This is a genomic window from Martelella alba, assembly GCF_006516955.1.
GTDB classification, from domain to species: domain Bacteria; phylum Pseudomonadota; class Alphaproteobacteria; order Rhizobiales; family Rhizobiaceae; genus Martelella; species Martelella alba.
Window position 1 is genome coordinate 1 of sequence record NZ_VHLG01000013.1, and the last position, 20,992, is coordinate 20,992.

A 20,992-nucleotide genomic window follows, 5' to 3' on the forward strand; every position below is an offset into this window, starting at 1 on the left:
GCTTATAGACCTACCTAACCAATACCGTCAACGCATATTCCAAACTTTTTCCTAAAAATCGAATAACGCATTGGTTTTAAATCTTATTTTTCAGTTTTACGATCGATGCGCAGTCACCGGATCAAAGCGGTCTTGCGGTTTGCACACACCGGCAGCAAACATGTGATCTGCATTAATATTAGGCAAAAACTGCCGACAAATCCGACGCGCTCTCGTTGATATGCATTCAGCAGAGGGCTTCAAGACGACTGATCTGTTGTCTGATCTCGCCGATAGCCTGAGGCTGTGACAGCGAGGGCGCGTGGCCGCAATCGGCAAATGCGGTGACCGCCGGTTTCGGGCCTTGCGCTTTCATTCTTTCGACGATTGCCTCGGTCAGAAGATCGGATTGCGTTCCCCAGATCAGATGGGTCGGCAGTGTGATGCGTTGATAGCGATCCCAGCTCGCCAATTCGCTGGCTGATGCGGTGAACTGTACCACGATCTCAGGGTCATAATGCGTGGTCAGCCTGCCATCGCCACGCCTGCGCAGTGAGGTGCGGGTCATACGCGTCCAGAACGGCGCCGGAGCCGGCCCGAAGGGCAGATAGGCGGTGCGGAACCAGTTTTCGGCCTCGTGCAGATAGGCGAAGACCGGCGCGCTGCCGGCATAGGCGATGATGCGATCGACCGCCGGCTGCGGCAGTTCCGGGCCGATGTCGTTGACCACCAGAAAGGACAGCCGCGCGGCAGAGGCACCGGAGGCGATGCGCATGCCGATCAGCCCGCCCATGGATGTGCCAAGCCAGCCGGCACGGGCGATCTGATAGTGATCCAGCAGGCCGATGGCCAGATTGGCGTAGGATTTCAGCGAATAGTCGGTCTGCGGCGTCTGCGCCCAGCTGGACAGACCACGCCCGATCGTATCCGGGCAGAGAACGAAATGGTCCTGCGAAAGTGCTGCCGCCAGTTCGTCGAAGTCGCGGCCGGTGCGGGCGAGGCCATGCCAGAGCACGATCGCTGGCGCATCCCGTGCGCCCCATTCGGTGACATGGAGCTCATGGCGGCCGACGGGCACAAAGGTAAAACGCGGTTGCTGTGTCATCGTTTTCCCTTTTCCATCGCCGTTCCGGCAATACCCTTTGGAAAGAAATAAACCAGCAGAATGAAGATCAGACCGAGCCAGAGCAGCCAGCGGTCGGGGTTCATCAGGGCCGCCGCTGGCGGGACTGCAGAGAGTGCTGAGGCGGCCGCTTCCATGATGTCGCGCAGATAGAACTGGGCCACGACCAAGAGCGTCGCGCCGATTACCGCACCCCACATCGTCCCCATGCCGCCAATGACGACCATCAGCAGGATATCGACCATGATGGCGAAGGAGAGCGTGGTATCCGGCCCGGTATATTTGAGCCAGATGGCATAGACCGAGCCGATCAGCGAGGCGGCAACGGCGGAGATCGTGAAGACGAAGGTGCGATAGGCGACGACCCGGTAACCGATGGCTTCGGCCCGGCCCTCATTCTCGCGGATCGCCTTCAGCACTGTGCCGAGCGGTGAAACCACGAGGCGCAGCATGGCGGCGAAGATGAGGCCGGAAAACAGGAAGACAAAGTAATAGGCCGCAAGCTTGCCATTGAGCTTCACGCCGAACAGGCTCACCACCTTGCCATGGGCATCGACGATCAGCTTGGTTGCTGGCTTGAACAGAGCCGGTGCAACATAGGTGATGCCATCCTCACCGCCGGTAAACTGGGACATCTGTGAGGCAAGAACCAGCACCAGCGAACCGGCGGCGAGCGTGATCATGGCGAAGAAGATCGCCTTGACGCGTAAGCTCAGCAGACCGATGGCCGCAGCCACAATCATCGAAACAGCGAGCCCGGCCAAGGCGCCAAGCGCTACCTCGCCCCAGCCGGGGCCAGAATGCTTGAGTGCGATTGCCACCCCATAGGCACCGAAACCGAAGAACATGGTATGGGCGAAGGAGACGATGCCGGTATAGCCGATCAGGAGATCATAGCTTGCCACCAGCGCGATGAAGATCAGCACGCGGGCAGCGACTTCAATCGAGCGCACATCCTGAAACAGGAAAGGTGCGAAAAGCAGGACCGCCCAGATAAGGAGGGCCGCAGTTTTGACGCCAAGTGCGCCATAGGTGATCCGGTTCATCATTTGACGGCGGGCCTCAATCCGTTGGGGCGCCACAGCAGGATGGCGGTCATCAGGATCATGTTGGATGCCAGCGCCATTTTCGGCGCCAGGAAGCCGACATAATTGGTGACGAGGCCCACAGTGATGGCACCGAGCAGCGTGCCGCCGATGGAGCCGAGCCCGCCGATAATGACGACGATGAAGACGATGATCATCATCTGGCTGCCAAGAGCCGGTGTGATCAGCGACTGATAGCCGCCCCACATGGCGCCGCCGAGGGCTGCCAGTGCCGAGCCGACCATGAAGACGGCAATGAACAGCCGGTCGACGCGAAAGCCGAGCGTCTCGACCATTTCGCGGTTTTCGACACCGGCGCGGATGAGCAGGCCGATGCGGGTATGGTTCAGCGCCATGTAGAGACCGACGAAGGCGATCAGCCCAAGCAGAAAGGCGAAGACGCGATAGATCTCGATCGACACATCGCCGATGATCCAGGCGCCTTCGAGAAAATGCGGTCTTGGAACGGTGATCGGCGTGCCGCCCCAGATCGCCAGGATGATCTGTTCCGAGACGATCATCGCCCCCATGGTGATCAGGATCTGGCGCAGATGATCACGATAGACCGGCTTGATCACCACAGTTTCTAAGAACCAGCCCGCCGCCAGGCCGAAGGTAAGGGCCGCGACGAAGGCAAGCGCAAAGGCAAGGCCGGACAGAAACACACTGTCGGAACCGAGCCAGCCATTGAGCGCCGCCAGAACGCTTGCGGCAACGAAAGCGCCGAAGGAGATGAAGGCGGCGTGGCCGAAATTCAGCACATCCATCATGCCGAAGACCAGCGACAGGCCGGAGGCCATGAGGAATACCATCATCCCCATGGCAAGCCCCGCAACCGTGAGCGTCGCCCAGGAGGATGGTTGGCCGATCAGCGCGAAGGCGATCACGGCCAGGATGACCGGCAGCAGATTGACCCCGCCAGACCGTTCGAAGAATTTACGCAATTCAGACATGGTTTTTCCTCAGGCAGACAGGCTCAAGAGCCGTTCCTGCAGATCCCGGTCGGCGGCAAAATCGGTCATCGTGCCCTGATGGACGACCTGTCCGTCCTCGATCACGGCGACGTTCTTGCCGAGCCGGCGAGCGAAGTGGAAATTTTGCTCGACCAGCAGGATCGGCGTTGTCGTGGCAACCTCGGCAAAGGCATCGGCCATGGCGTCGATGATCGCCGGAGCCAGTCCCTTGGTCGGCTCGTCGATCAGGATCAGCGCGCGCGGCTCGATAATGGCGCGGGCCACAGCCAGCATCTGCTTCTGGCCGCCGGAAAGCGCGCGCGCCGGGCTGGTCCAGAATTTTTCGATCGCCGGGAAGAGTGCGAAGATACGGGCAAGACGGGTGTCATCCGGCACGCCCGTTGCCGTTGCCAGCACCAGATTCTCCGCCACGGTGAGACCGCCGAAAATGCCCATATCCTCGGGCACATAGGCGATGCCGAGTCGGGCGATATCGGCTGTGTGCAGCCCGGTTATATCGGTCCCGCGAAACAGGATCGAGCCGGGCGACGGCTGCCACAGGCCCATGATCGAGCGCAGTGTCGTGGTCTTGCCGGCACCATTGCGGCCCAGCAAAACGAACACGCCCTCCTCCGGCACGGCAAAGGAGACATCATGCAGCACCTTATACTGGCCGATATCGGTCTTCATATGCTGGATGGTCAGAAGCGCGCTCATGCCGCCGCCTCCCCGGATTTGCCGAGATAGACATCGCGGACGATCTGGCTGGCCATCATCTCGGCTGGCGGGCCATCGGCCAGAAGCGCGCCGTTATGCAGAACGATGATGCGGTCGGCAAGCGCGCGCACCACCTCCATCTTGTGCTCCACCAGCAGCACGGTCTTGGAATGGTCATGCTTGATCTCGGCAATCAGATCGAGCACATCCGGCGCATGGTCGAGCGACATGCCGGCAGTCGGTTCATCAAACATGTAGATATCCGGTTCCATGGCCATCAACAACGCCACTTCGAGCTTGCGCTGATCGCCATGCGGCAGCGATGCGGCGGACTTGTAGGCGGCTGCAGTCAGCCGTACGGCTTCGAGGTAGCGCTCGGCCCGTGCATTGATGTCGCGGAAGGAGCCAACGCTTCTGAACATATGCCAGCCGGCGCCTTCGCGGGCCTGCACGGCGAGGCGGATATTTTCCAGCACCGGCAGTGCCGGAAACAGGTTGGTGAGCTGAAAGGCGCGACCGACACCGTGGCGCGCACGCGCCGAGGGTGACAGCCGGGTGATATCGGCGCCGTCCTTCATCACCCGGCCCGACGTCGCTTTCAGCTGGCCGGAAATCAGGTTGAAGAAGGTGGTTTTGCCGGCGCCGTTGGGCCCGACGATCACGGTCAGCTCGCCGGGCCTGAAAGCGCAGCTTACCTGGTCGACGGCCACATGGCCGCCGAACCGGATCGTCAGGTCCTCGGTAACAAGAGAAGGATGTATCACGAAACTACCGTCATTCCTGGTTGTTGCGGCCGATCGGGATATTCATCTCGTCGGGCTGAATGATGCGGACAAGCTCGGGAATTGCCCAGTCGACATTCGGATCAACCTTGATCTTGAAATGGATCATCGACTGCATGGCCTGATGGTCTTCCGGACGGAAGGTCATTTCGCCCTTGGGCGTATCAAAGCTCATGCCTTCCATGGCCGTGATCAGACCTTCGGTATCAAGCGTTTTGGCCGTTTCGATCGCCTTGACCACGGCAAGCGCCGCCGCCATGCCGCCAGCGGTGAAGAAATCCGGCGGCGTGCCGTAGCGCGCCTCATGGGTCTTCACCAGCCAGTCATTGATCGGGTTGTCGTAGTCCTCGTAATAGTAATAGACCGCACCTTCCATGCCGGGCACGCGCTTATAGGTCGGCAGCACCGAGAGAATATTACCGGTGGTCGACAGTTCGATGCCATAGCGGTCCGGCTCCATGGCGAGGATCTTGCCCATCGGGTCACCGCCGCCGGCGACATAGACGAGAATGACCTTGCGGCCCGGCTTGTCTTTCAGCGCGTTGAACATGCGCTCGGTCGCGGCGGTGAAATCGGTGGTGCCCTGCGGCACATATTCCTCGTCCACCACCGTGGCGCCGGAGCCATCAAGCGCGGTCTTGAAGGCGGTGATGCCATCACGGCCGAAGGCATAATCTTCTGCAAGCGTTGCGACATAAAGGTTTTCATCCGGCTTCAGCGCCAGCGCCTGGGCCTGCATGTCCATGGACGAATTGCGCGAGGTCTTGAAGATATAGCGGTTGCTGTCGGGCCCGGTCAGGCTGTCGGCCACGGCCGGCTCGACGATCAGCAGCTTTTCATATTCTTCGGCGACCGGCAGCATGGCAGCCGTGACACCGGATGATGTCGCCCCGACGGCCAGCAGAACATCGTCATCACCATAGGCTTCCGCCAGCACCGCACGGGCAACATCCGGCTTGAACTGCGTATCCTTGTGGATGATCTCGATCGGGTGGCCATTGATTTCATTGGTGCCGTTGGTGGCATATTCCAGCCCGAGCTCGAAACCGGTCTCGCTCTGCTTGGAAAAGGTCTCGAACGTGCTGCCGGAAAGGCCGTGCACCAGGGCGATCTTGATCGGATCACCGGCATGGGCGCCCGTTGCCAGAGCCACGCCAAGAACAAGCGGCCCGAAGAGCCGCGACAGATTGGTCATGATTGTCTCCTCCATGAAGGGCAAGCACGACAGTTGTCGGCACGCTTGCCCTGACATATCCTCCGTCGGGAAGACTACATGAGACCGGCGGGCTTGGGGAATATTGTGAGAATACGTATTGAGGACGCCTTTAGCGATGGCGACTTTGCCGAACTTGCCTTTACCTATGCGCCGGTCGGTCTTGTCGTTACCGAAAACCGGGTGATCCGCGATTGCAATCTGACCTTTGCCCGCATGTTCGGCTATGAGCGCGATGCCCTGAGGGAACAGACTTTCTCCCTGCTCTATCCATCCGAAGCCGAATTCGTGAATATCCGCGATCGCGGCGTCGAACAGCTGAAACAGGGCAACAGCTACTGGGATGAGCGGATCATGGCGAAAAAGGACGGCACGCTGTTCTGGTGCCGGGTACGCGGCCATTCCTTCACTCCCGACGAACCGTTGCAGCGCGCGGTCTGGAGCTTTGCCGACCTCTCCATCTCCCGCCCCTATCACGCGCTGACCCGGCGCGAGCGTGAGATCGTTTCATTGCTGTCGGAGGGGCTGACCAGCAAGGAGATCGCCCAGAAGATCGAGCTGTCCCACCGCACGGTCGAGGTCTATCGCGCCAGGATGTTAAAGAAATTCGGCGTTGCCAATACCAGCGCCCTGCTGCAGGCACTGGGCGATGCCGAAGCTGCCCATATCGTCGAGCGGCGCTGAAACAGGCCTACTGCTCGCTGTTGAGGAACCATGTCAAAAGCTCGGCGCTGTTGGCAAGGCCGAGCGCGCGGGTCAGCCGCAGCCGGTGCGCCTCGACGGTGCGAGCCGAAAGACCGATTTCGGCTGCGATTACCGCATTGGTCTTGCCCTGCGAGACCAATGTGAGGATCTGCCGCTGCCGTCCCGTCAGCTTCATCGTGGCACCTGTCACCGGTCGGGTCATCGGTTCGAAACAGTAGAGCGCTGCGGCAAAGGGATCCGTGAGATCATAGGAGCGGCCACGCACCCGGCACCAGAAGCGCCGGCCCGAACTGTCGGCCATGATCCGCTCGTCATAATAGACAGCATGTTCCGGCAGGTTCACCCGCCACATCTCGCCGGTGCGGACAAAATCCTCCAGCCCCGGATAGAGACGCGAGAAGCTGCGGTCGATCAGGCTTTCGCGCTCATAGCCGAAAACGGCGGCAAATTCTGCATTGCAATCGCGGATGATGCGGTGCGTGGCATAGACCATGGGCACCGGGATATCGGCGAGCGGAAAGCGAAACGGGGCGGTTTGCGGTGTGGCCATATAGTAGAAATACGACTAACGCCTGACAAATATCAAGCCTATTTTAGTCTTCAGGAACGGTTTGAAACCGGGAGGAGACATCATGAAAAAGCAATTTTCGTCTGCGGCGGAAGCGCTGGCCGGCGAGATCAGGGACGGCATGGTGATCATGTCGGGCGGCTTCGGCCTGTGCGGTATCCCCGAAGCACTGATCGAGGCCGTGGAGGCCTCGGGCGCTCGGGACCTGACGGTGATTTCCAATAATGCCGGCGTTGACGGGATCGGCCTTGGCCGGTTGCTGGCAACAAGGCAGATCCGTAAAATGATTTCCTCCTATGTCGGCGAGAACAAGCTGTTCGCCGAACAGTTTCTCTCCGGCGCGCTGGAGCTGGAATTCAACCCGCAGGGCACGCTGGCCGAGCGCATCCGCGCCGGTGGTGCCGGTATTCCGGCCTTCTTCACCAAAACCGGCGTCGGCACCATGATCGCCGAGGGCAAGGAGGTCCGGACCTTTGACGGCGAGGACTATCTGATGGAGCGCTCGCTGTTCGCCGATATCGCTCTGGTCCATGCCTATAAGGGCGACAGCGAAGGCAATCTTGTCTACCGCAAGACCGCGCGCAATTTCAATCCGATGATGGCAACGGCGGCGAGACTGACAGTGGCGGAAGTCGAGCATCTGGTGCCAGCCGGTGCCATCGACCCCGACCATATCCACACGCCCGGCATTTTCGTCTCGCGTATCGTCGAGGTGCAAAACCCGAAAAAGCATATCGAGCAGCGCACCACCCGCAGCCGCACCGAGGAGGTAGTCTGATGGCCTGGACACGTGAACAGATGGCGGCCCGCGCGGCGCGTGAACTGCAGGATGGCTTCTATGTCAATCTCGGCATCGGCATTCCGACGCTGGTGGCCAATTACATCCCCGATGGCATGGACGTGCGCCTGCAGAGCGAAAACGGCATGATGGCCATGGGCCCCTTCCCCATCGAGGGCGAGGAAGACGCCGACCTGATCAATGCCGGCAAGCAGACGGTGACGGCGTTGCCGGAGACCAGCTATTTCTCCAGCGCCGACAGTTTTGCCATGATCCGCGGCGGCCATATCGACCTGTCGATCCTCGGTGCCATGCAGGTGGCAGAAAATGGCGACCTCGCCAACTGGATGATCCCCGGCAAGATGGTCAAGGGCATGGGCGGAGCGATGGATCTCGTCGCCGGTGTCAAGCGTGTCGTCGTCGTCATGGAGCATGAGGCCAAGGGCAAATCGAAACTGCTGAAACAGTGCGATCTGCCCTTGACCGGCAGCCGCGTCACCGACCTCATCATCACCGATCTGGGTGTTTTCACCGTCGCCCGCCATGGACCGGCAAAGCTGACGCTGATTGAGCTGGCCGATGGGGTGAGCCTTGATGACATCAGGGCGAAGACCGAAGCCGATTTCGATATCGCGCTCACGGCGGGAGAACTGGCATGAGTGATATCGTCATTGCCGGCGCCTGCCGCACCGCGGTCGGCGGTTTCATGCGGTCGCTGTCAACCGTGCCTGCCCATGAACTGGGCGCGGCCGTGATCCGTGAAGCGCTTTCCCGTTCAAATGTATCGGGCCACGAGGTGGACGAGGTCATTTTAGGCCAGGTGCTGACTGCCGGTCAGGGCCAGAACCCGGCCCGGCAAGCGGCGATGAAGGCCGGAATTTCGGAAGCAGCCACCGCTTTCGGTATCAACCAGGTCTGCGGTTCGGGCCTGCGCGCCGTTGCCCTTGGCATGCAGCAGATCCTCACCGGTGAAGCCCGAATCATGGTGGCCGGCGGGCAGGAAAACATGTCGCTTTCGCCCCATTGCCAGCATCTGCGCGGCGGCACCAAGATGGGCAATGCCACCATGGTCGATACCATGCTGAATGACGGGCTGATGGATGCCTTCGGTGATTTCCACATGGGGATCACCGCGGAAAACATTGCCAGCCGCTATAAGATCAGCCGGGCACAGCAGGATGCCTTTGCGCTTGCCAGCCACCACAAGGCCGCAGCAGCCGATCGTGAAAACCGCTTCGTTGACGAGATCGTGCCTTTTTCGGTGAAAAGCCGGCGCAGTGAAATGATCTTTGACCGCGATGAGCAGATCCGGCCGGACGCCGACGAAACCACACTGGCCAAGCTGCGCCCTGCCTTTGACGAGAACGGCACGGTCACGGCCGGCAATGCCTCGGGGCTGAACGACGGCGCTGCGGCCATGGTGCTAATGTCCGCCACGGAAGCAGAGCTGCGCGGTATTCATCCCATGGCGCGCATTGCCGGGTTTGCCACCGCCGGTGTCGACCCGGCCATCATGGGGATCGGCCCGGTCAATGCCTCGCTGAAGGCACTGGAACGCGCTGGCTGGTCGATTGACGATCTTGATCTGATCGAAGCAAATGAGGCCTTTGCCGCCCAGGCCTGCGCTGTCAATAGCGAGCTTGGCCTTGATCCGGCAAAGGTCAACGTCAATGGCGGGGCCATTGCGCTCGGCCATCCGATCGGCGCTTCTGGTGCACGCGTTCTCGTCACGCTCTTGCACGAAATGAAGCGGCGGAACGTGCAGAAAGGCCTGGCGACGCTGTGCATCGGCGGCGGCATGGGTGTCGCCATGTGCGTCGAGCGGGGCTGAAATCTGGCATAGAGACGGCGCGGCCGGATGGCATTCCGGCTGCTCCCTTTCCGTTAAAGTACATAATTATACCAGATATCGAAACAGAACAATAAATAGAAAAACCAATTGTAATTTCGGTATATTCATCAAATGAAACTCCATTCATAATTGAATTTTTATTTCATATTCCGAAACTTAATATTATTTTTCTTATATAATTGTATCGGAATGAAAGATATATATGACTCTAATCCTCCCGGAACAGTGAGGAAGTCATGAAAGATAAAATCGAAAATACAGATACACTTGAAAAAGAACCGATGGACGACATTCGCGAAGAGTTGCGTGAGAATGTCGAGGCCTATCTTGAAAGCCACGTGCTTGAGGCCAACCCCAGCAGCATGATTATCCACGAATAATGATGTTGCCCTGCGCTGCCGCTCATCTTCAGGCGGCGGCGCATTTGTCTTCAAACCAGGCGGACAAACCCCATGAACAGCGATATTTTTCAGCTGCCCGTCTACAAGACGGAGACGGTGCTCTCTTCTATTGACGCGCTTCTTGAGGTCGTTGACCCGGACGCTAAGGGTGGGCAGACGCGCCGGGCGCGCTTTTTTGCTTTTCTTAACAAGGCACTCAAGGTTCCCGTCCCGCATGATCTGGCCCATGACAGGCCGCTTTTGATCGCCCGGCCCGGCAATCCGGACGAGGAAAAACTTCTGCGTACCCTGATGGGAAAAGGGTCGACTGCCGACGTCGCGACCGTCCTGTTTGATGCGGATGAAGCCGCGCTGTCTGAGGATCGGATCAATGAAGCGCTGGACCGGATTGCAACCCTTTATCCCGAAACCTATCGTGGCATCACTGCCGTGGTGGGCGCCTTCGTCTTTGCCCGCGTCAAAGGCTATGGCGGCGGCACCTCATCGGACGCGATCGGTGTTATCTGGTGCGGCATGCAAAATCCGGCCGCTGACGTTGATGACTATGTCGAGCTGATCCTGCATGAATATATGCATCAATGCCTCTTCATAGATGATCTGTGCCACCGGATCTTCCGCTATTCAATGAAAGTGCTTGAGGACTATCCGGCCCGTTCGGCGATCCTTAACCGCGAGCGTCCGCTGGACAAGGCCTACCACTCCGCATTCGTCGCCTATATTCTGATGCGCCACCGCCGCCACACATCCGGACGGCCGCTCGAATATATGGACACAACGCGCAACTGCCTTTTGTCGACGCGCGCGCAGGCGGCTGGCCTGACGGCCCATGGGAGAGCCCGCCTTGGTGAACTTGAAGCAGGTTTTGCCCAGCTCGAACAGGAGCAGGCAGTCACATGAACCGCATTGATGTCGCGCTGGTGAACCCGCCTTTCTGGCCGGCGCTCCATTCCTCGCTCGCTCTTGGCCTGCTTCAGGGGGGGCTGGAGGCAAGGGGCTATCGCACCCGCCAGTTCAGCCTCTATCTAGACCTTGTCGAGCGGCTCGGCATTGACCCCTATCTCAAGATCGGCGAATTGCCCGGCGTTTCCTTCTTTCTGGGGGATTGGGTCTTTGCCGAAGCGGTGTTTGGGCCCGATGCGACGCGTGACGAAGCCTATTTCGCCTATGCCCGCCAGCCTGACCGGCCTGACCGGAAGGTCCAGCCGCTGCCGGAAGCGCTCCTGCACCTCGCGCGTGACCTGCGGGACGAGGTTCCTGCCATGATCGCGCGCTGGGCAGATGCACTTGTTGCATCGGGGGCACGCATTTTTGCCTTTTCCAATGTGTTCCAGCAGGCGGTTGCCGGTATTGCGGTTGCCCGGGCACTGAAACAGCGCTTGCCTGACTGCCTGATCGTCTTTGGCGGGGCCAATTGCGAGGGCCCGGCGGGCCGTGTGCTGATCGAGGCCTTCGGTGCTGTTGATGTTGTCGTCAATGGTGAGGGCGATCTTGCCCTTCCCGCGATTGTGAAAGCCTTTCTTGAGGGCAAGCGCGCCGAAATCGCCAGGATACCGGGCTGCATCACGAGTGAAACACCTTCCGATCGCACCGTGCCAGCCCAGGCGATCACCTGTCTCGATGATCTTCCCGAGCCGGTCTATCGCGATCTCTATGCCGATCTCGCCGCGCGTGGCCTGTCAGAAACGCTGCAACCCAGTCTGGTCTTCGAGACCTCGCGTGGCTGCTGGTGGGGCGCAAAGCACCACTGCACCTTTTGCGGTATCAATGCCGAGCGTATGGCCTTCCGCGCCAAATCGCCGGAGACAGCGCTCCGGCAGCTTAAAAATGCCGTTAAGGCCCATCGTCCAGACCGGATATTTACCTCCGACAACATCATGGATGTGAAGTATCTCGAGACATTTGTGCCGATGCTCGCCGAAGCCGGGCTTGATCTCGACATCTATTATGAGTTGAAATCCAATCTGAAGCGGCAATATCTGGCGACATTCCGCGAAGCGGGAATTCTGTCGATCCAGCCGGGTATTGAAGCGCTTGACGACGATATCCTCGCCCTGATCGACAAGGGTGCCCATGCCGGCCAGCATGTGCGGCTGCTAAAGGGCTGCGACGAGGAAGCGCTTGAGTGCAACTGGAACCTGTTGTTTGGCTTTCCCGGCGAGCGAGCGCCCGCCTATCAGCGCACATTGGCGCTGCTTCCACTCCTCACCCATCTGCCGCCCCCGGCTGATTTCACCCGCTTTGTGCTGTTGCGCTTCAGTCCCTATTTCGAACGGGGTGCCAATTATGGCATCAAAAACATCATCCCCGATCCCGCCTATCGGCATGTCTATGCGCTGGATGACCGGCAGCTTCACGATCTCGCCTATTACTTCACCTTCCAGCATGACGCGGCCGATGCCAATTTGCTTCCGGCCTTGTTTGAAAAGCTGTCTGCTGCCGTCGCCGAATGGAAGAAGGCCTACCATTATACGATGCTGATGGCTGGAGAGGGCGAAGACGGTGAACTTCTGGTGCTGGATACGCGCGACTGCGCGGCATCGCTACGCCATCGTCTGGATCGCGCGACCGCCACCGTTGCCCGCGCGATCCGTGACGGGGCAACACCGGCAAAGCTCTTCGAAAAGCTGGAGGGCGCACTGTCAAAACCGGAGATTGCGGCAGCACTTGAAACCCTCACCGCCAGCAAGATGATCGCCCATGTCTCCGGACAATATATTTTCCTGCCGGTCGAGATCGATGCCTATGCCATCGGCGGACGTCAGGCCATGCCGGCGCTCAGGGCCTTCAAACGGGATGCCTTTTACAAGGCCTTTCCCGAGATCGCCCCGTTTAAGAGCCGGAGACTTTCGGCATGAGGGAAAGTATGAACCGGGTTTTCGGTGCAGCCCTTGCCGGTTACTGGAACGGTGACACCGAGGAGAAGCTGATCATCCACCGCGAGGATGGCTTTTCGCAGCATTATGATATGGCGCAATATTTTCAAGAAGAGCCAGCCGGTTTCGAATATCATGCAATCGGCCGCGCCTGTGGGCGTGTATGGGATATTGGCTGCGGCGCCGGACGTACGCTGCTTTCGCTTTCCCGACGGGGTATCGCGGCCACCGGAATTGACTGTTCGAAAGAGGCCGTTGCGATTGCCAGCGCGCGCGGCGCGCGACATGCGATCCAGCTTGATATTCTCTATGCGCCGCTTGAACCCCATCAGGTCGATGCCTTCACTCTGTTTGGGAATAATATCGGCCTTGCCGGTTCATGGAGCGGTGCGCTGCGACTGCTGGAGCGGCTGCGCTTTGCTGCCGCGCCTGGCGCAAGGCTGTGGTGTGATTCCATCGATATCTGCGCCCCGGCGCTTACGCTCAGCCGTGACTATGCCCGCCGCAATATTGCTGCCGGCCGTCCGCCCGGGCTCACTTTTTCTCGACTTCAGTACGGATCACGGCTTTCGCTCGCCGAGGGCTGGCTGTTTCTGTCGCTCGACGAACTCCAAAACCTGGCCGTTCAAACCGGCTGGACCATCGAAGAACAGTGGCAGGATGCCGAAAGGGGTCCGTGGCTTGCAGAACTCAGGGCAGACTGAATGAAAAAACAGATTGATGATCGCGTGTTGCAATGGCCTGGATGTTGGCTCGCCGGTCGCGCGCATATTATCCCTGACGCCAGCTTCATCTTCGGCCAAACTCCCCCCTGACCACCCTCTTCCGCATCCGTGCCCGGCCGACACAAAGGCCCAGGCACCAGCACCTGCAATGCAGACATGAGCCGGAATGCCCCCTGGCTGCTGGGACAGGTGACTTGTAACGGGCGGTCCGGTGCGCCGGCGCCGCAGATTTGAAGCCTGGCAAGCCGCGAGGGTAAGCCATGACATTCCTTACGCACTCCTTGCCGTCACAGGCACATTTGCCCAGCCACCGTCTTTCCACGATCTTCACCTTTGCCCGGTTCGGATCGCCTCATTTTTTTGTCCTGCTGGGACTGACGCTTGTGCAGCAATCGCTTGTCGGCGGCACGGTCTACTCGCTCGCCGTCTTGGTCGAAGATGTGACCAGAGGTCAAAATCCGTGGCCGATGCTGATATTGACGGCCTGCCTGTTTCTGCTGCCCCATGTGCCATCCTATTTCATCCAGCCGACCCAGGCGCGATGGCAGGTTGCCATCATGGCCGGGCAGGTTCAGCGCTATGCCAAACGCTTTGCCCGGCAACCTCTCGATTACGCCAATGGCCCGGTGCGTGACCGCGCGCTTTCGGCTGCTGCCTCCGAGGCCTATGTTGTCGCCCAGTCGACGGTCACGATTGTCGAGAGCTTTTTGAGCAGCGTCTTTAATGCGCTCTTCACGATCGTGCCGATCCTGATTTTCGTCGACGCCAAATATTTCCTGGCCTATGCGGTCACGGCGTTGATCTCTCTCGTTACCTTCCGCTTTCTGCATCAGGATATCCGCGCCTGTTCGCGCGCCGCGCAAAAGGCTCGCGTCGCGCTGGACAAGGGGGTGCGCAATAGCTGGACGCGCCTGACAATCGGATCACAGCGCCAGCGCATGGCCGCCGCACAAAGCATGAGCGAGGCGCTGAGCGAGGCCGAACAGCGCTTTTGCGCCCGTGAACGCCGCATTGCCGCAGGCACCAGCCTTGTCGGAGCACTGGCGCTGGCCTCGATCCTTGCCATTACCTTCAGGCTGTTTTCGAACCATGCCGGCGACGTTGCCTTCCTCAGTGTGCTGATTGCCAGCTTTCCGCGACACATCCAGATCATCTCGCAGATCATCGGCGTGGCCCAGCTTTGCTTCTCAGCGCCACGCTTGCTTGAAGAGATCCGCAATATCGATCTCGATGACCTGCCGCCGCAAACAGAAAAGACAATCACCCGCCGGATCAGTGCCGATCGCATCACCATCAATCGTGCCCCGCTTGCCGATGATCTTGCAACCGTTGACGCCACGCGGCTTGGTAAAGGACGTCATCTGATCGAGGGGCCGAATGGCAGCGGCAAGTCAACCCTGCTTGCCCTGATGGCGTCGAGAGCCGGAAACAGGCCCTATGTCTTCATTCCCGCAGCACCGGCAGCGCTTGCCGAACCGGGCGCGACCGGCTCCACCGGGGAGATCATGCAGCGGCTGGTCGATGAAATGCTCAATGATGATGCGGTCGATCTGGTTTTTCTTGATGAATGGGATGCCAATCTCGATGCCAATGCACGCCGAACCATCGGCGCCGCTCTTGACCGCCTTGCCACAAGGGTGACCGTGATCGAGGTGCGCCACGCGCGATAGGATTTGACTTGCCCGGAGCGAAGTGAAGATCGACAAGATCATGCGGCAAAAACAACTGGATAGTGCACCGATCTGATTGAAACAGATCGGTGCTTCAGGACCGACAGGCGGCCTTGGCTTATGGTCTAGCCAGCTGTTACCGTGACCCGCCTTGTGCCAAGGCTTGCATGGGTGACGGAAAGCGTGATGGTGCCGGCACCACATGCCGTGACCCAGAAGCCCGTAGCCCCGCCATTCAGCGATCTTTGTGCGGGACCGGCAAGCGTGCCCGGTCCCTCAACGGCAATCGAGATCGGTTCGAACAGATAGGGCAGCTTGTTGCCGGCCTGATCCAGCACCCGCACCATCACCCGGACGCAATCATCTTCGCCGATGGCCGGTGCATCGGGTGTCAACGACAGTTCGTTTGGCAGCGGGTTGGATATATAGCGGGCCGTCTTGACCGGCGCACCATCGACATAGCCGGTGAAGGTCACATCCTGCCAGCCCATGCCCCAATGTCCGAATTCCGGACCGGGATAATCCTCGCGGCGGATGATCACCGGCGCATGCGGCAGATGCTTGTAAAGCGCGCGGTCCGGCTTGAACCGGCGCGGCGGATGACCGGCGAAATCAAGTTCCACCTCATCGCAATTGGTCAGGATGATCAGCGGCAGAACACCGCCATGATTGCGGTCGCCGCGCGTCCAGTAGGTCACCGGCATCAGCGTGACACCCTCTTGCGGGTCGCATTGGCTGGCATAGACATAGGCTGCGAATTTCGGCTCGCGATTCATATCCATGACGCCGTGATGGCAGATCCGGTCGCCGGAGCCGAAATCCTTGTGGGTGTTGTAGTCGAAGGCACACCAGCCGATCGCGCCTGAAATTTCCGGATCACCATAGGCGGCGTCGAGCACTTCGAGGTGGCGGGTGACATGTTCTGCCTGCCGCTGTTCCTGATCATAAACCTTGGTCGGATACATATGGCCGTTGAACTCGGTGATCAGATAGGGCACCGGCCGGTCCAGCCCCGTCACTTCACGGCGTGGCCTGAGCGCTGTGCGCGGTCGCTGGCCGCTGATTTCCTCCATATTGAGGATGAAATCATTCATTGAATAGACGTCTTCCAGAAGCTCGCTGTCGGTGATGCAGCGCACGCCGGTGGTCGGACGGGTGCTGTCCAGCGCATGGGCGACACGGTTGGTTTCGGTGTAGAAGTCATGCACGTCACGGCTTTCATTGATGCGCACGCCCCAGATGATGATCGAGGGGTGGTTCCAGTCGCGCCGGATCATGGCGGCAACATTGTCCACCGCCGCCGCCTGCCAGGCATCGTCGCCGACATGCTGCCAGCCGGGGATTTCCTCGAACACCAGCAGGCCGATCTCATCACAGCGGTCGAGAAACCAGCTGGACTGCGGATAATGCGAGGTGCGGACGATATTGAGTTTCAGTTCATGCTTCAGGATTTCCGCATCGCGGATCTGGGCCGCGCGGCCGAGCGCATAGCCGACGTAAGGGAAGGACTGATGGCGATTGAGCCCGCGCAGTTTCAACGGTCTGCCGTTCAGGCTGAAACCTTCAGGCGTGAAGGCGATATCGCGGAAGCCAAAGCGCACGGTCCTTTCGTCGTCACCGGCTGCCGTCGTCAGCTTCAGGGCGACGCAGTAAAGCACCGGGCTGTCGATATCCCAGAGCGCCACATCATCAAGTCCGTCAAAATCCAGCGTCACCTTTTCACCAGAGACCGGCACGGCCCCAGTGGCAATTGCCTCGCCCGCCATGGTCTCGATCACAGCATGCAGCCTTGCGCCGTCCAGCGCGTATGCCTGCGGATTGGCGAGTTCAACCGCCAGGTGAACGTGTTTCGACGGTGCCAGAACATCCGGTGTCTCAACCTTGCAATTGGCGATCGATACCGGTGCCCGGACCTCCAGCCAGACATCGCGGTAAATCCCGGCATAGGTGAGATAATCGATCCGCGCGCCGAAAGGCGGGATCGCCTTGTTTTCCGAGCCGTCGACCTTGACGGTCAAGAGGTTCTCCCCCTCGGTGAGGTGCTCCGTCAGCCGAGCCTCGAAGGGCGTATAGCCATCCGGATGCGCTGCGATCTCAACGCCATTCAGATAGACCACACTATTGGCCATGGCACCGTCAAAGACCAGCACCACTTCCCGGCCCGCCCAGTCTGCATCTGCCGTGAAACGCTTCTGATAAGTGAATGCCTTCCAGTACGACGTCTCGTCGAGATAGGAAAAGGGCAGGTCGACCGCATTATGCGGCAGGGTCACGGCTGTGCCCTGGCAATCCGTGCCGGCTGCGGCGGCATGAAAGCCGGGCGAGAAGGTCCAATCCCGGTTGAAAGAGACAGTTTTGCGCATTGGTTCACCTTGCGGAGCGGATCATTGAAGCGCCCGGCCGGTCGGGAGGAACCGGCCGGGCAAGAATGGTCTTCGAAAGCCTCAGACGATGCTGATCTTCAGCCCAAAGACCGGATGGCTGAGGTCAATGGCCTCAAGACGGATCGTGAAGACCCGGGGTCCCCAGACTTCCAGATGACGCGGATCGGTGATCTCGACCGGGTCGACGCCGGTGACTTTCAGATTGTCGGGCCTGATCAGTAATCCGCTTTCTCGCCCCACAATCCGGCAGTTGCCGTCTGCGTTGACGATGATTTCGCGGTCCGAGACATTGAGCGGCAATTGAAAGCCCGTCAGCGGTTCGCCAAGCGTGATTTCATCGCGGATATCGATGGTTGCCGCCTGATGGTCGAAGCTGATCTGGCGGAAGAAGCGATTATCGCGCGGTTCACGGAAATAGGCAGGGCTGGCATCAAGCGACAGAAGGCTCTTCGCGCCTTCATGGCGATAGACGACATCACGTGCCTCCGCCCCGACGCCGGCAAATTGCAGCATGCCGTTGACGGCAGGAACATTATGTCCCCTGGAACTGATATGCCACATATCGTAGCGGGTTTCGGTAAAGGTTGCACGGGAATAGGCGCCCTGACCGAGATCGATCAGCAGCGGCTCGCCGTCGAGACAGACGCTGAAATGGCCGACGTCATTGTGGGAGTGGTGATTGACATGCGGATCGTTGCTGCCAGCAATCGCGCTCAGCATGAGCCCCTTGCCGGGGGCCGTGTCCGAGCGGGCAATCAGCATCTGCATATCGGCAAGGAAGACGCTTTTTTCGCAGACCCGCGGCGAAATCGCTGCCTTGTCCGGCGTCCAGTACAACAGCCGTGTCAGATGAACCAGAAACTGGCGGGCATAGTCGTTGCGGCCACGCGCGCGGCCGGGACTGGCGATCTTGCGGGCAGCGATCCGGTCGACATCCTCGCGCACCAGACTGGCAAGCTGGGCAGAACCGATCAGCTGCGCGTAGCGGCTGATCAGGCCCTGATCGAGATCGATCTTCAGGCCGCCATCGGCGAAATTGACGAACAGGTTGCTGCCGATGTTGAGCGGCAGGATATGTTCGCCGAAATTGCGGAATTTCTGGTTCTCACCGGGTTTCAGATCGATGCCGAAACGCTCCTGAACCAGGCTGACGAAACCGGCAAGCCGGCCGGCGCTGACGACCCAGTAGCCGGGTCCCTCGATACACGCCCCTGACGGTTCGATTGTGTCGAAGAAACGCTGCATCGGTACCATCAGTTTCAGCGCGATGCTGGCCAGCCGCTGCGGATCATCGACGATATAGCAGGCGGTCAAGAGCAGATTGTGCGAGCACCAGGCGGTCCAGTTGTTGCGGCCAAGATACCAGCCGTAAAGCTTCGGACCTTCCAGGAGGCTCAGCACCCGGCGGTCAATCTCGCTATGGATGCGATAATAGAGCGAGGGAACCGTCTCGAGCAGCAGGCTCTTCAGCAGATAGCAGCTTTCTGCAAGCGTTGCCGCCGTCTCGCAGGCGAAGAGGTCGAGATAGTCATCGCCGGGAACCGGCAGCGGATCATCCGCTTTCCAGGGGTTGGCAGCCTTGAACATCACCATGTCATGCTGACCGGCGAAATTATGCGCCGGCACGCACCAGCTGACTTCACCAAGGATTTCCCAGAGATAGTCGATGATTTTGGCGAGATAGGTGCCCTTCGCCGTCAGACATTCGGCCATGACGAGATGGGAGAGTTCATAGCGTCGCCGGAAATAATTCTCCTCGTAGAAGACGCGGTCTCCATTGGTCATGAAATTCATGTACATGGAGCCGGTCAGAGGATCGATTTCCTCGTCCAGAATACTGTCGGCAACCGCCAGAATGCCTTTCACAGGAAGAGCAAGGTTCGGATCGGTAGCGATCGCGTCCCAGCGCGCCCGCTCTTCGATATCGGGAAAGGGTCTCCAGTCCGGCCTTTGCTTCAAGCCTTCGAGAAGCTGTTCGACCTTAAACGCTTCGTTAAACATGGCTTACAATTTTCCACATTCTGGCACAGGCCACCGGCATGCCGGCCGGCAGCTGCGCATCTGTTTCATTTCTTCTCTTCGCGTCTCAGCTGTCTTCGCTGCGGCGAATGCGTTTTCCGCTCTCAGCATCAAAAACACGCACCTTTGACGGATCGGGAACGATGGTAATGTCCTGGCCGGTGGCAAGCGGGCGCTGCTCCTTGAACGCCGCCGTCATCCGGAAGCCGTCCGCGTCCGACAGGATGACCATGTCGGAGCCGGTATTTTCGACTGCGTGGATGGTGGCGCCGATGCCATCTTCCGTTCGTCCCTCAAACACACGGACATGTTCGGGCCGGATTCCGTAGAGGATCTGCTGACCCGGAGCGAAGGCATGACCCGAACCGAGCGGTAGCAGCGTGCCGTCGGCCAGCCGGGCTGCAGCTTCACCATTCGCACCCTCGACCTTCGCCGCGATCAGATTGATCGACGGGGTGCCGAGGAAACTCGCGACAAAGGTATTGACCGGATCATCGTAGAGCTTCAGCGGCGGACCGGCCTGCTCGACGCGGCCATCGCGCAGCACGACGATCTTCTGACCAAGCGTCATCGCTTCGACCTGATCGTGGGTGACATAGATCGACGTGGTGCCGAGGCGCTTGTGCAGATCGGCGATCTCGCCGCGCACCTGAACGCGTAGCTTGGCATCAAGGTTCGACAGCGGCTCGTCGAACAGGAAAACCGACGGATCGCGGACGATCGCCCGGCCCATCGAGACGCGCTGGCGCTGGCCGCCGGAAAGCGCCTTGGGCAGGCGTTCAAGCAGCGGCTCCAGTTCGAGCATGCGCGCCGTCTGCTTGACCTTCTCCGCAATTTCCACCTTCGGCATGCCGGCAAGCTTCAGTGCGAAGCCCATATTTTCCGCCACCGTCATCTGCGGATAGAGCGCATAGGTCTGGAACACCATCGCGATATCACGCTGTTTGGGTGGCAGATCGGTCACATCCTTCCCGGCAATCGAGACGACACCGCTCGTGACCTCTTCCAGACCGGCGATAATGCGTAACAGTGTTGACTTGCCCGACCCTGAAGGGCCGATCAGGACGCAGAATTCGCCATCTTCGATTTCCAGCGACACGTCGTGGATGACATCGACCGCGCCGAAGGATTTGTTGACGTTGCTAAGGCTTACTGAACCCATGGT

The 20,992-nt window shown here is 59.6% G+C and carries 19 protein-coding genes; 9 read left to right on the forward strand and 10 right to left on the reverse strand.

Features of this window, described 5'->3' with window-relative positions; all coding sequences use genetic code 11:
- Positions 1-226 precede the first annotated feature (226 nt).
- The 6 genes from FJU08_RS17620 to FJU08_RS17645 are packed head-to-tail and all read right to left on the reverse strand — an operon-like array spanning position 227 to position 5,834.
- Positions 227-1,084: an alpha/beta fold hydrolase gene (locus tag FJU08_RS17620; RefSeq protein ID WP_141150360.1), complete on the reverse strand. Its 858-nt coding sequence runs from the start codon at positions 1,082-1,084 to the stop codon at positions 227-229.
- Positions 1,081-2,151 (reverse strand): branched-chain amino acid ABC transporter permease, encoded by a 1,071-nt coding sequence (locus tag FJU08_RS17625; protein WP_141150361.1) that lies wholly within the window; start codon positions 2,149-2,151, stop codon positions 1,081-1,083. The genes FJU08_RS17620 and FJU08_RS17625 overlap by 4 nt, the downstream gene beginning before the upstream one ends.
- Positions 2,148-3,140, reverse strand: coding sequence for a branched-chain amino acid ABC transporter permease (locus tag FJU08_RS17630; RefSeq protein ID WP_141150362.1), 993 nt, complete (start codon positions 3,138-3,140; stop codon positions 2,148-2,150). Before FJU08_RS17630 ends, FJU08_RS17625 begins: the two co-directional genes overlap by 4 nt.
- A 9-nt stretch (positions 3,141-3,149) precedes the next feature.
- Positions 3,150-3,857: an ABC transporter ATP-binding protein gene (locus FJU08_RS17635; protein ID WP_141150363.1), complete on the reverse strand. Its 708-nt coding sequence runs from the start codon at positions 3,855-3,857 to the stop codon at positions 3,150-3,152.
- The gene (locus FJU08_RS17640; protein ID WP_210245275.1) at positions 3,854-4,618 is read right to left on the reverse strand and encodes an ABC transporter ATP-binding protein; all 765 of its coding nucleotides are present in this window, start codon (positions 4,616-4,618) and stop codon (positions 3,854-3,856) included. The genes FJU08_RS17635 and FJU08_RS17640 overlap by 4 nt, the downstream gene beginning before the upstream one ends.
- 13 nt (positions 4,619-4,631) lie before the next feature.
- The gene (locus tag FJU08_RS17645; protein WP_141150365.1) at positions 4,632-5,834 is read right to left on the reverse strand and encodes a substrate-binding domain-containing protein; all 1,203 of its coding nucleotides are present in this window, start codon (positions 5,832-5,834) and stop codon (positions 4,632-4,634) included.
- A 105-nt stretch (positions 5,835-5,939) separates the two neighbouring features.
- Here FJU08_RS17645 and FJU08_RS17650 point away from each other — a divergent pair, with 105 nt between their 5' ends.
- Positions 5,940-6,536, forward strand: a complete 597-nt coding sequence (locus tag FJU08_RS17650; RefSeq protein WP_210245268.1) for a LuxR C-terminal-related transcriptional regulator — start codon at positions 5,940-5,942, stop codon at positions 6,534-6,536.
- 7 nt (positions 6,537-6,543) lie between these two features.
- Here FJU08_RS17650 and FJU08_RS17655 read toward each other — a convergent pair whose 3' ends face one another.
- Positions 6,544-7,107 carry a helix-turn-helix transcriptional regulator gene (locus tag FJU08_RS17655; protein ID WP_235890783.1) on the reverse strand — a complete coding sequence of 188 codons (564 nt, stop codon included), beginning with the start codon at positions 7,105-7,107 and terminating at the stop codon, positions 6,544-6,546.
- 82 nt (positions 7,108-7,189) lie between these two features.
- On the opposite strand from FJU08_RS17655, the gene FJU08_RS17660 reads away from it, so the two are divergent.
- From FJU08_RS17660 to FJU08_RS17690, 8 genes are all read left to right on the forward strand, one after another.
- Positions 7,190-7,903, forward strand: coding sequence for a CoA transferase subunit A (locus FJU08_RS17660; RefSeq protein ID WP_141150367.1), 714 nt, complete (start codon positions 7,190-7,192; stop codon positions 7,901-7,903).
- On the forward strand, positions 7,903-8,562 hold the full coding sequence (locus FJU08_RS17665; RefSeq protein ID WP_141150368.1) for a 3-oxoacid CoA-transferase subunit B: 660 nt from the start codon (positions 7,903-7,905) through the stop codon (positions 8,560-8,562). The genes FJU08_RS17660 and FJU08_RS17665 overlap by 1 nt, the downstream gene beginning before the upstream one ends.
- Positions 8,559-9,734: an acetyl-CoA C-acetyltransferase gene (locus tag FJU08_RS17670; RefSeq protein WP_141150369.1), complete on the forward strand. Its 1,176-nt coding sequence runs from the start codon at positions 8,559-8,561 to the stop codon at positions 9,732-9,734. Before FJU08_RS17665 ends, FJU08_RS17670 begins: the two co-directional genes overlap by 4 nt.
- 257 nt (positions 9,735-9,991) lie before the next feature.
- Positions 9,992-10,135: a hypothetical protein gene (locus tag FJU08_RS22820; protein ID WP_181409905.1), complete on the forward strand. Its 144-nt coding sequence runs from the start codon at positions 9,992-9,994 to the stop codon at positions 10,133-10,135.
- 72 nt (positions 10,136-10,207) lie between these two features.
- Positions 10,208-11,053 carry an aKG-HExxH-type peptide beta-hydroxylase gene (locus tag FJU08_RS17675; protein ID WP_141150370.1) on the forward strand — a complete coding sequence of 282 codons (846 nt, stop codon included), beginning with the start codon at positions 10,208-10,210 and terminating at the stop codon, positions 11,051-11,053.
- Entirely contained in the window at positions 11,050-13,011 is a 1,962-nt protein-coding gene (locus tag FJU08_RS17680; RefSeq protein WP_141150371.1) for a RiPP maturation radical SAM C-methyltransferase, read from the forward strand. Before FJU08_RS17675 ends, FJU08_RS17680 begins: the two co-directional genes overlap by 4 nt.
- Positions 13,008-13,733: a class I SAM-dependent methyltransferase gene (locus tag FJU08_RS17685; protein ID WP_141150372.1), complete on the forward strand. Its 726-nt coding sequence runs from the start codon at positions 13,008-13,010 to the stop codon at positions 13,731-13,733. The genes FJU08_RS17680 and FJU08_RS17685 overlap by 4 nt, the downstream gene beginning before the upstream one ends.
- Before the next feature lie 281 nt (positions 13,734-14,014).
- A complete protein-coding gene (locus tag FJU08_RS17690) occupies positions 14,015-15,424 on the forward strand; it encodes a hypothetical protein (protein ID WP_141150373.1) in 1,410 nt (469 codons plus the stop codon).
- A 125-nt stretch (positions 15,425-15,549) separates the two neighbouring features.
- Here FJU08_RS17690 and FJU08_RS17695 read toward each other — a convergent pair whose 3' ends face one another.
- The 3 genes from FJU08_RS17695 to FJU08_RS17705 all read right to left on the reverse strand — a co-directional run bounded on the left by FJU08_RS17695 (position 15,550) and on the right by FJU08_RS17705 (position 20,989).
- Complete coding sequence (locus tag FJU08_RS17695; protein WP_141150374.1) at positions 15,550-17,787, reverse strand: glycoside hydrolase family 2 protein; 2,238 nt, start codon at positions 17,785-17,787, stop codon at positions 15,550-15,552.
- 81 nt (positions 17,788-17,868) lie between these two features.
- Positions 17,869-19,809, reverse strand: a complete 1,941-nt coding sequence (locus FJU08_RS17700; RefSeq protein ID WP_141150375.1) for a heparinase II/III domain-containing protein — start codon at positions 19,807-19,809, stop codon at positions 17,869-17,871.
- Between the two features lie 85 nt (positions 19,810-19,894).
- Complete coding sequence (locus FJU08_RS17705) at positions 19,895-20,989, reverse strand: ABC transporter ATP-binding protein (protein ID WP_141150376.1); 1,095 nt, start codon at positions 20,987-20,989, stop codon at positions 19,895-19,897.
- Positions 20,990-20,992 lie beyond the last annotated feature (3 nt).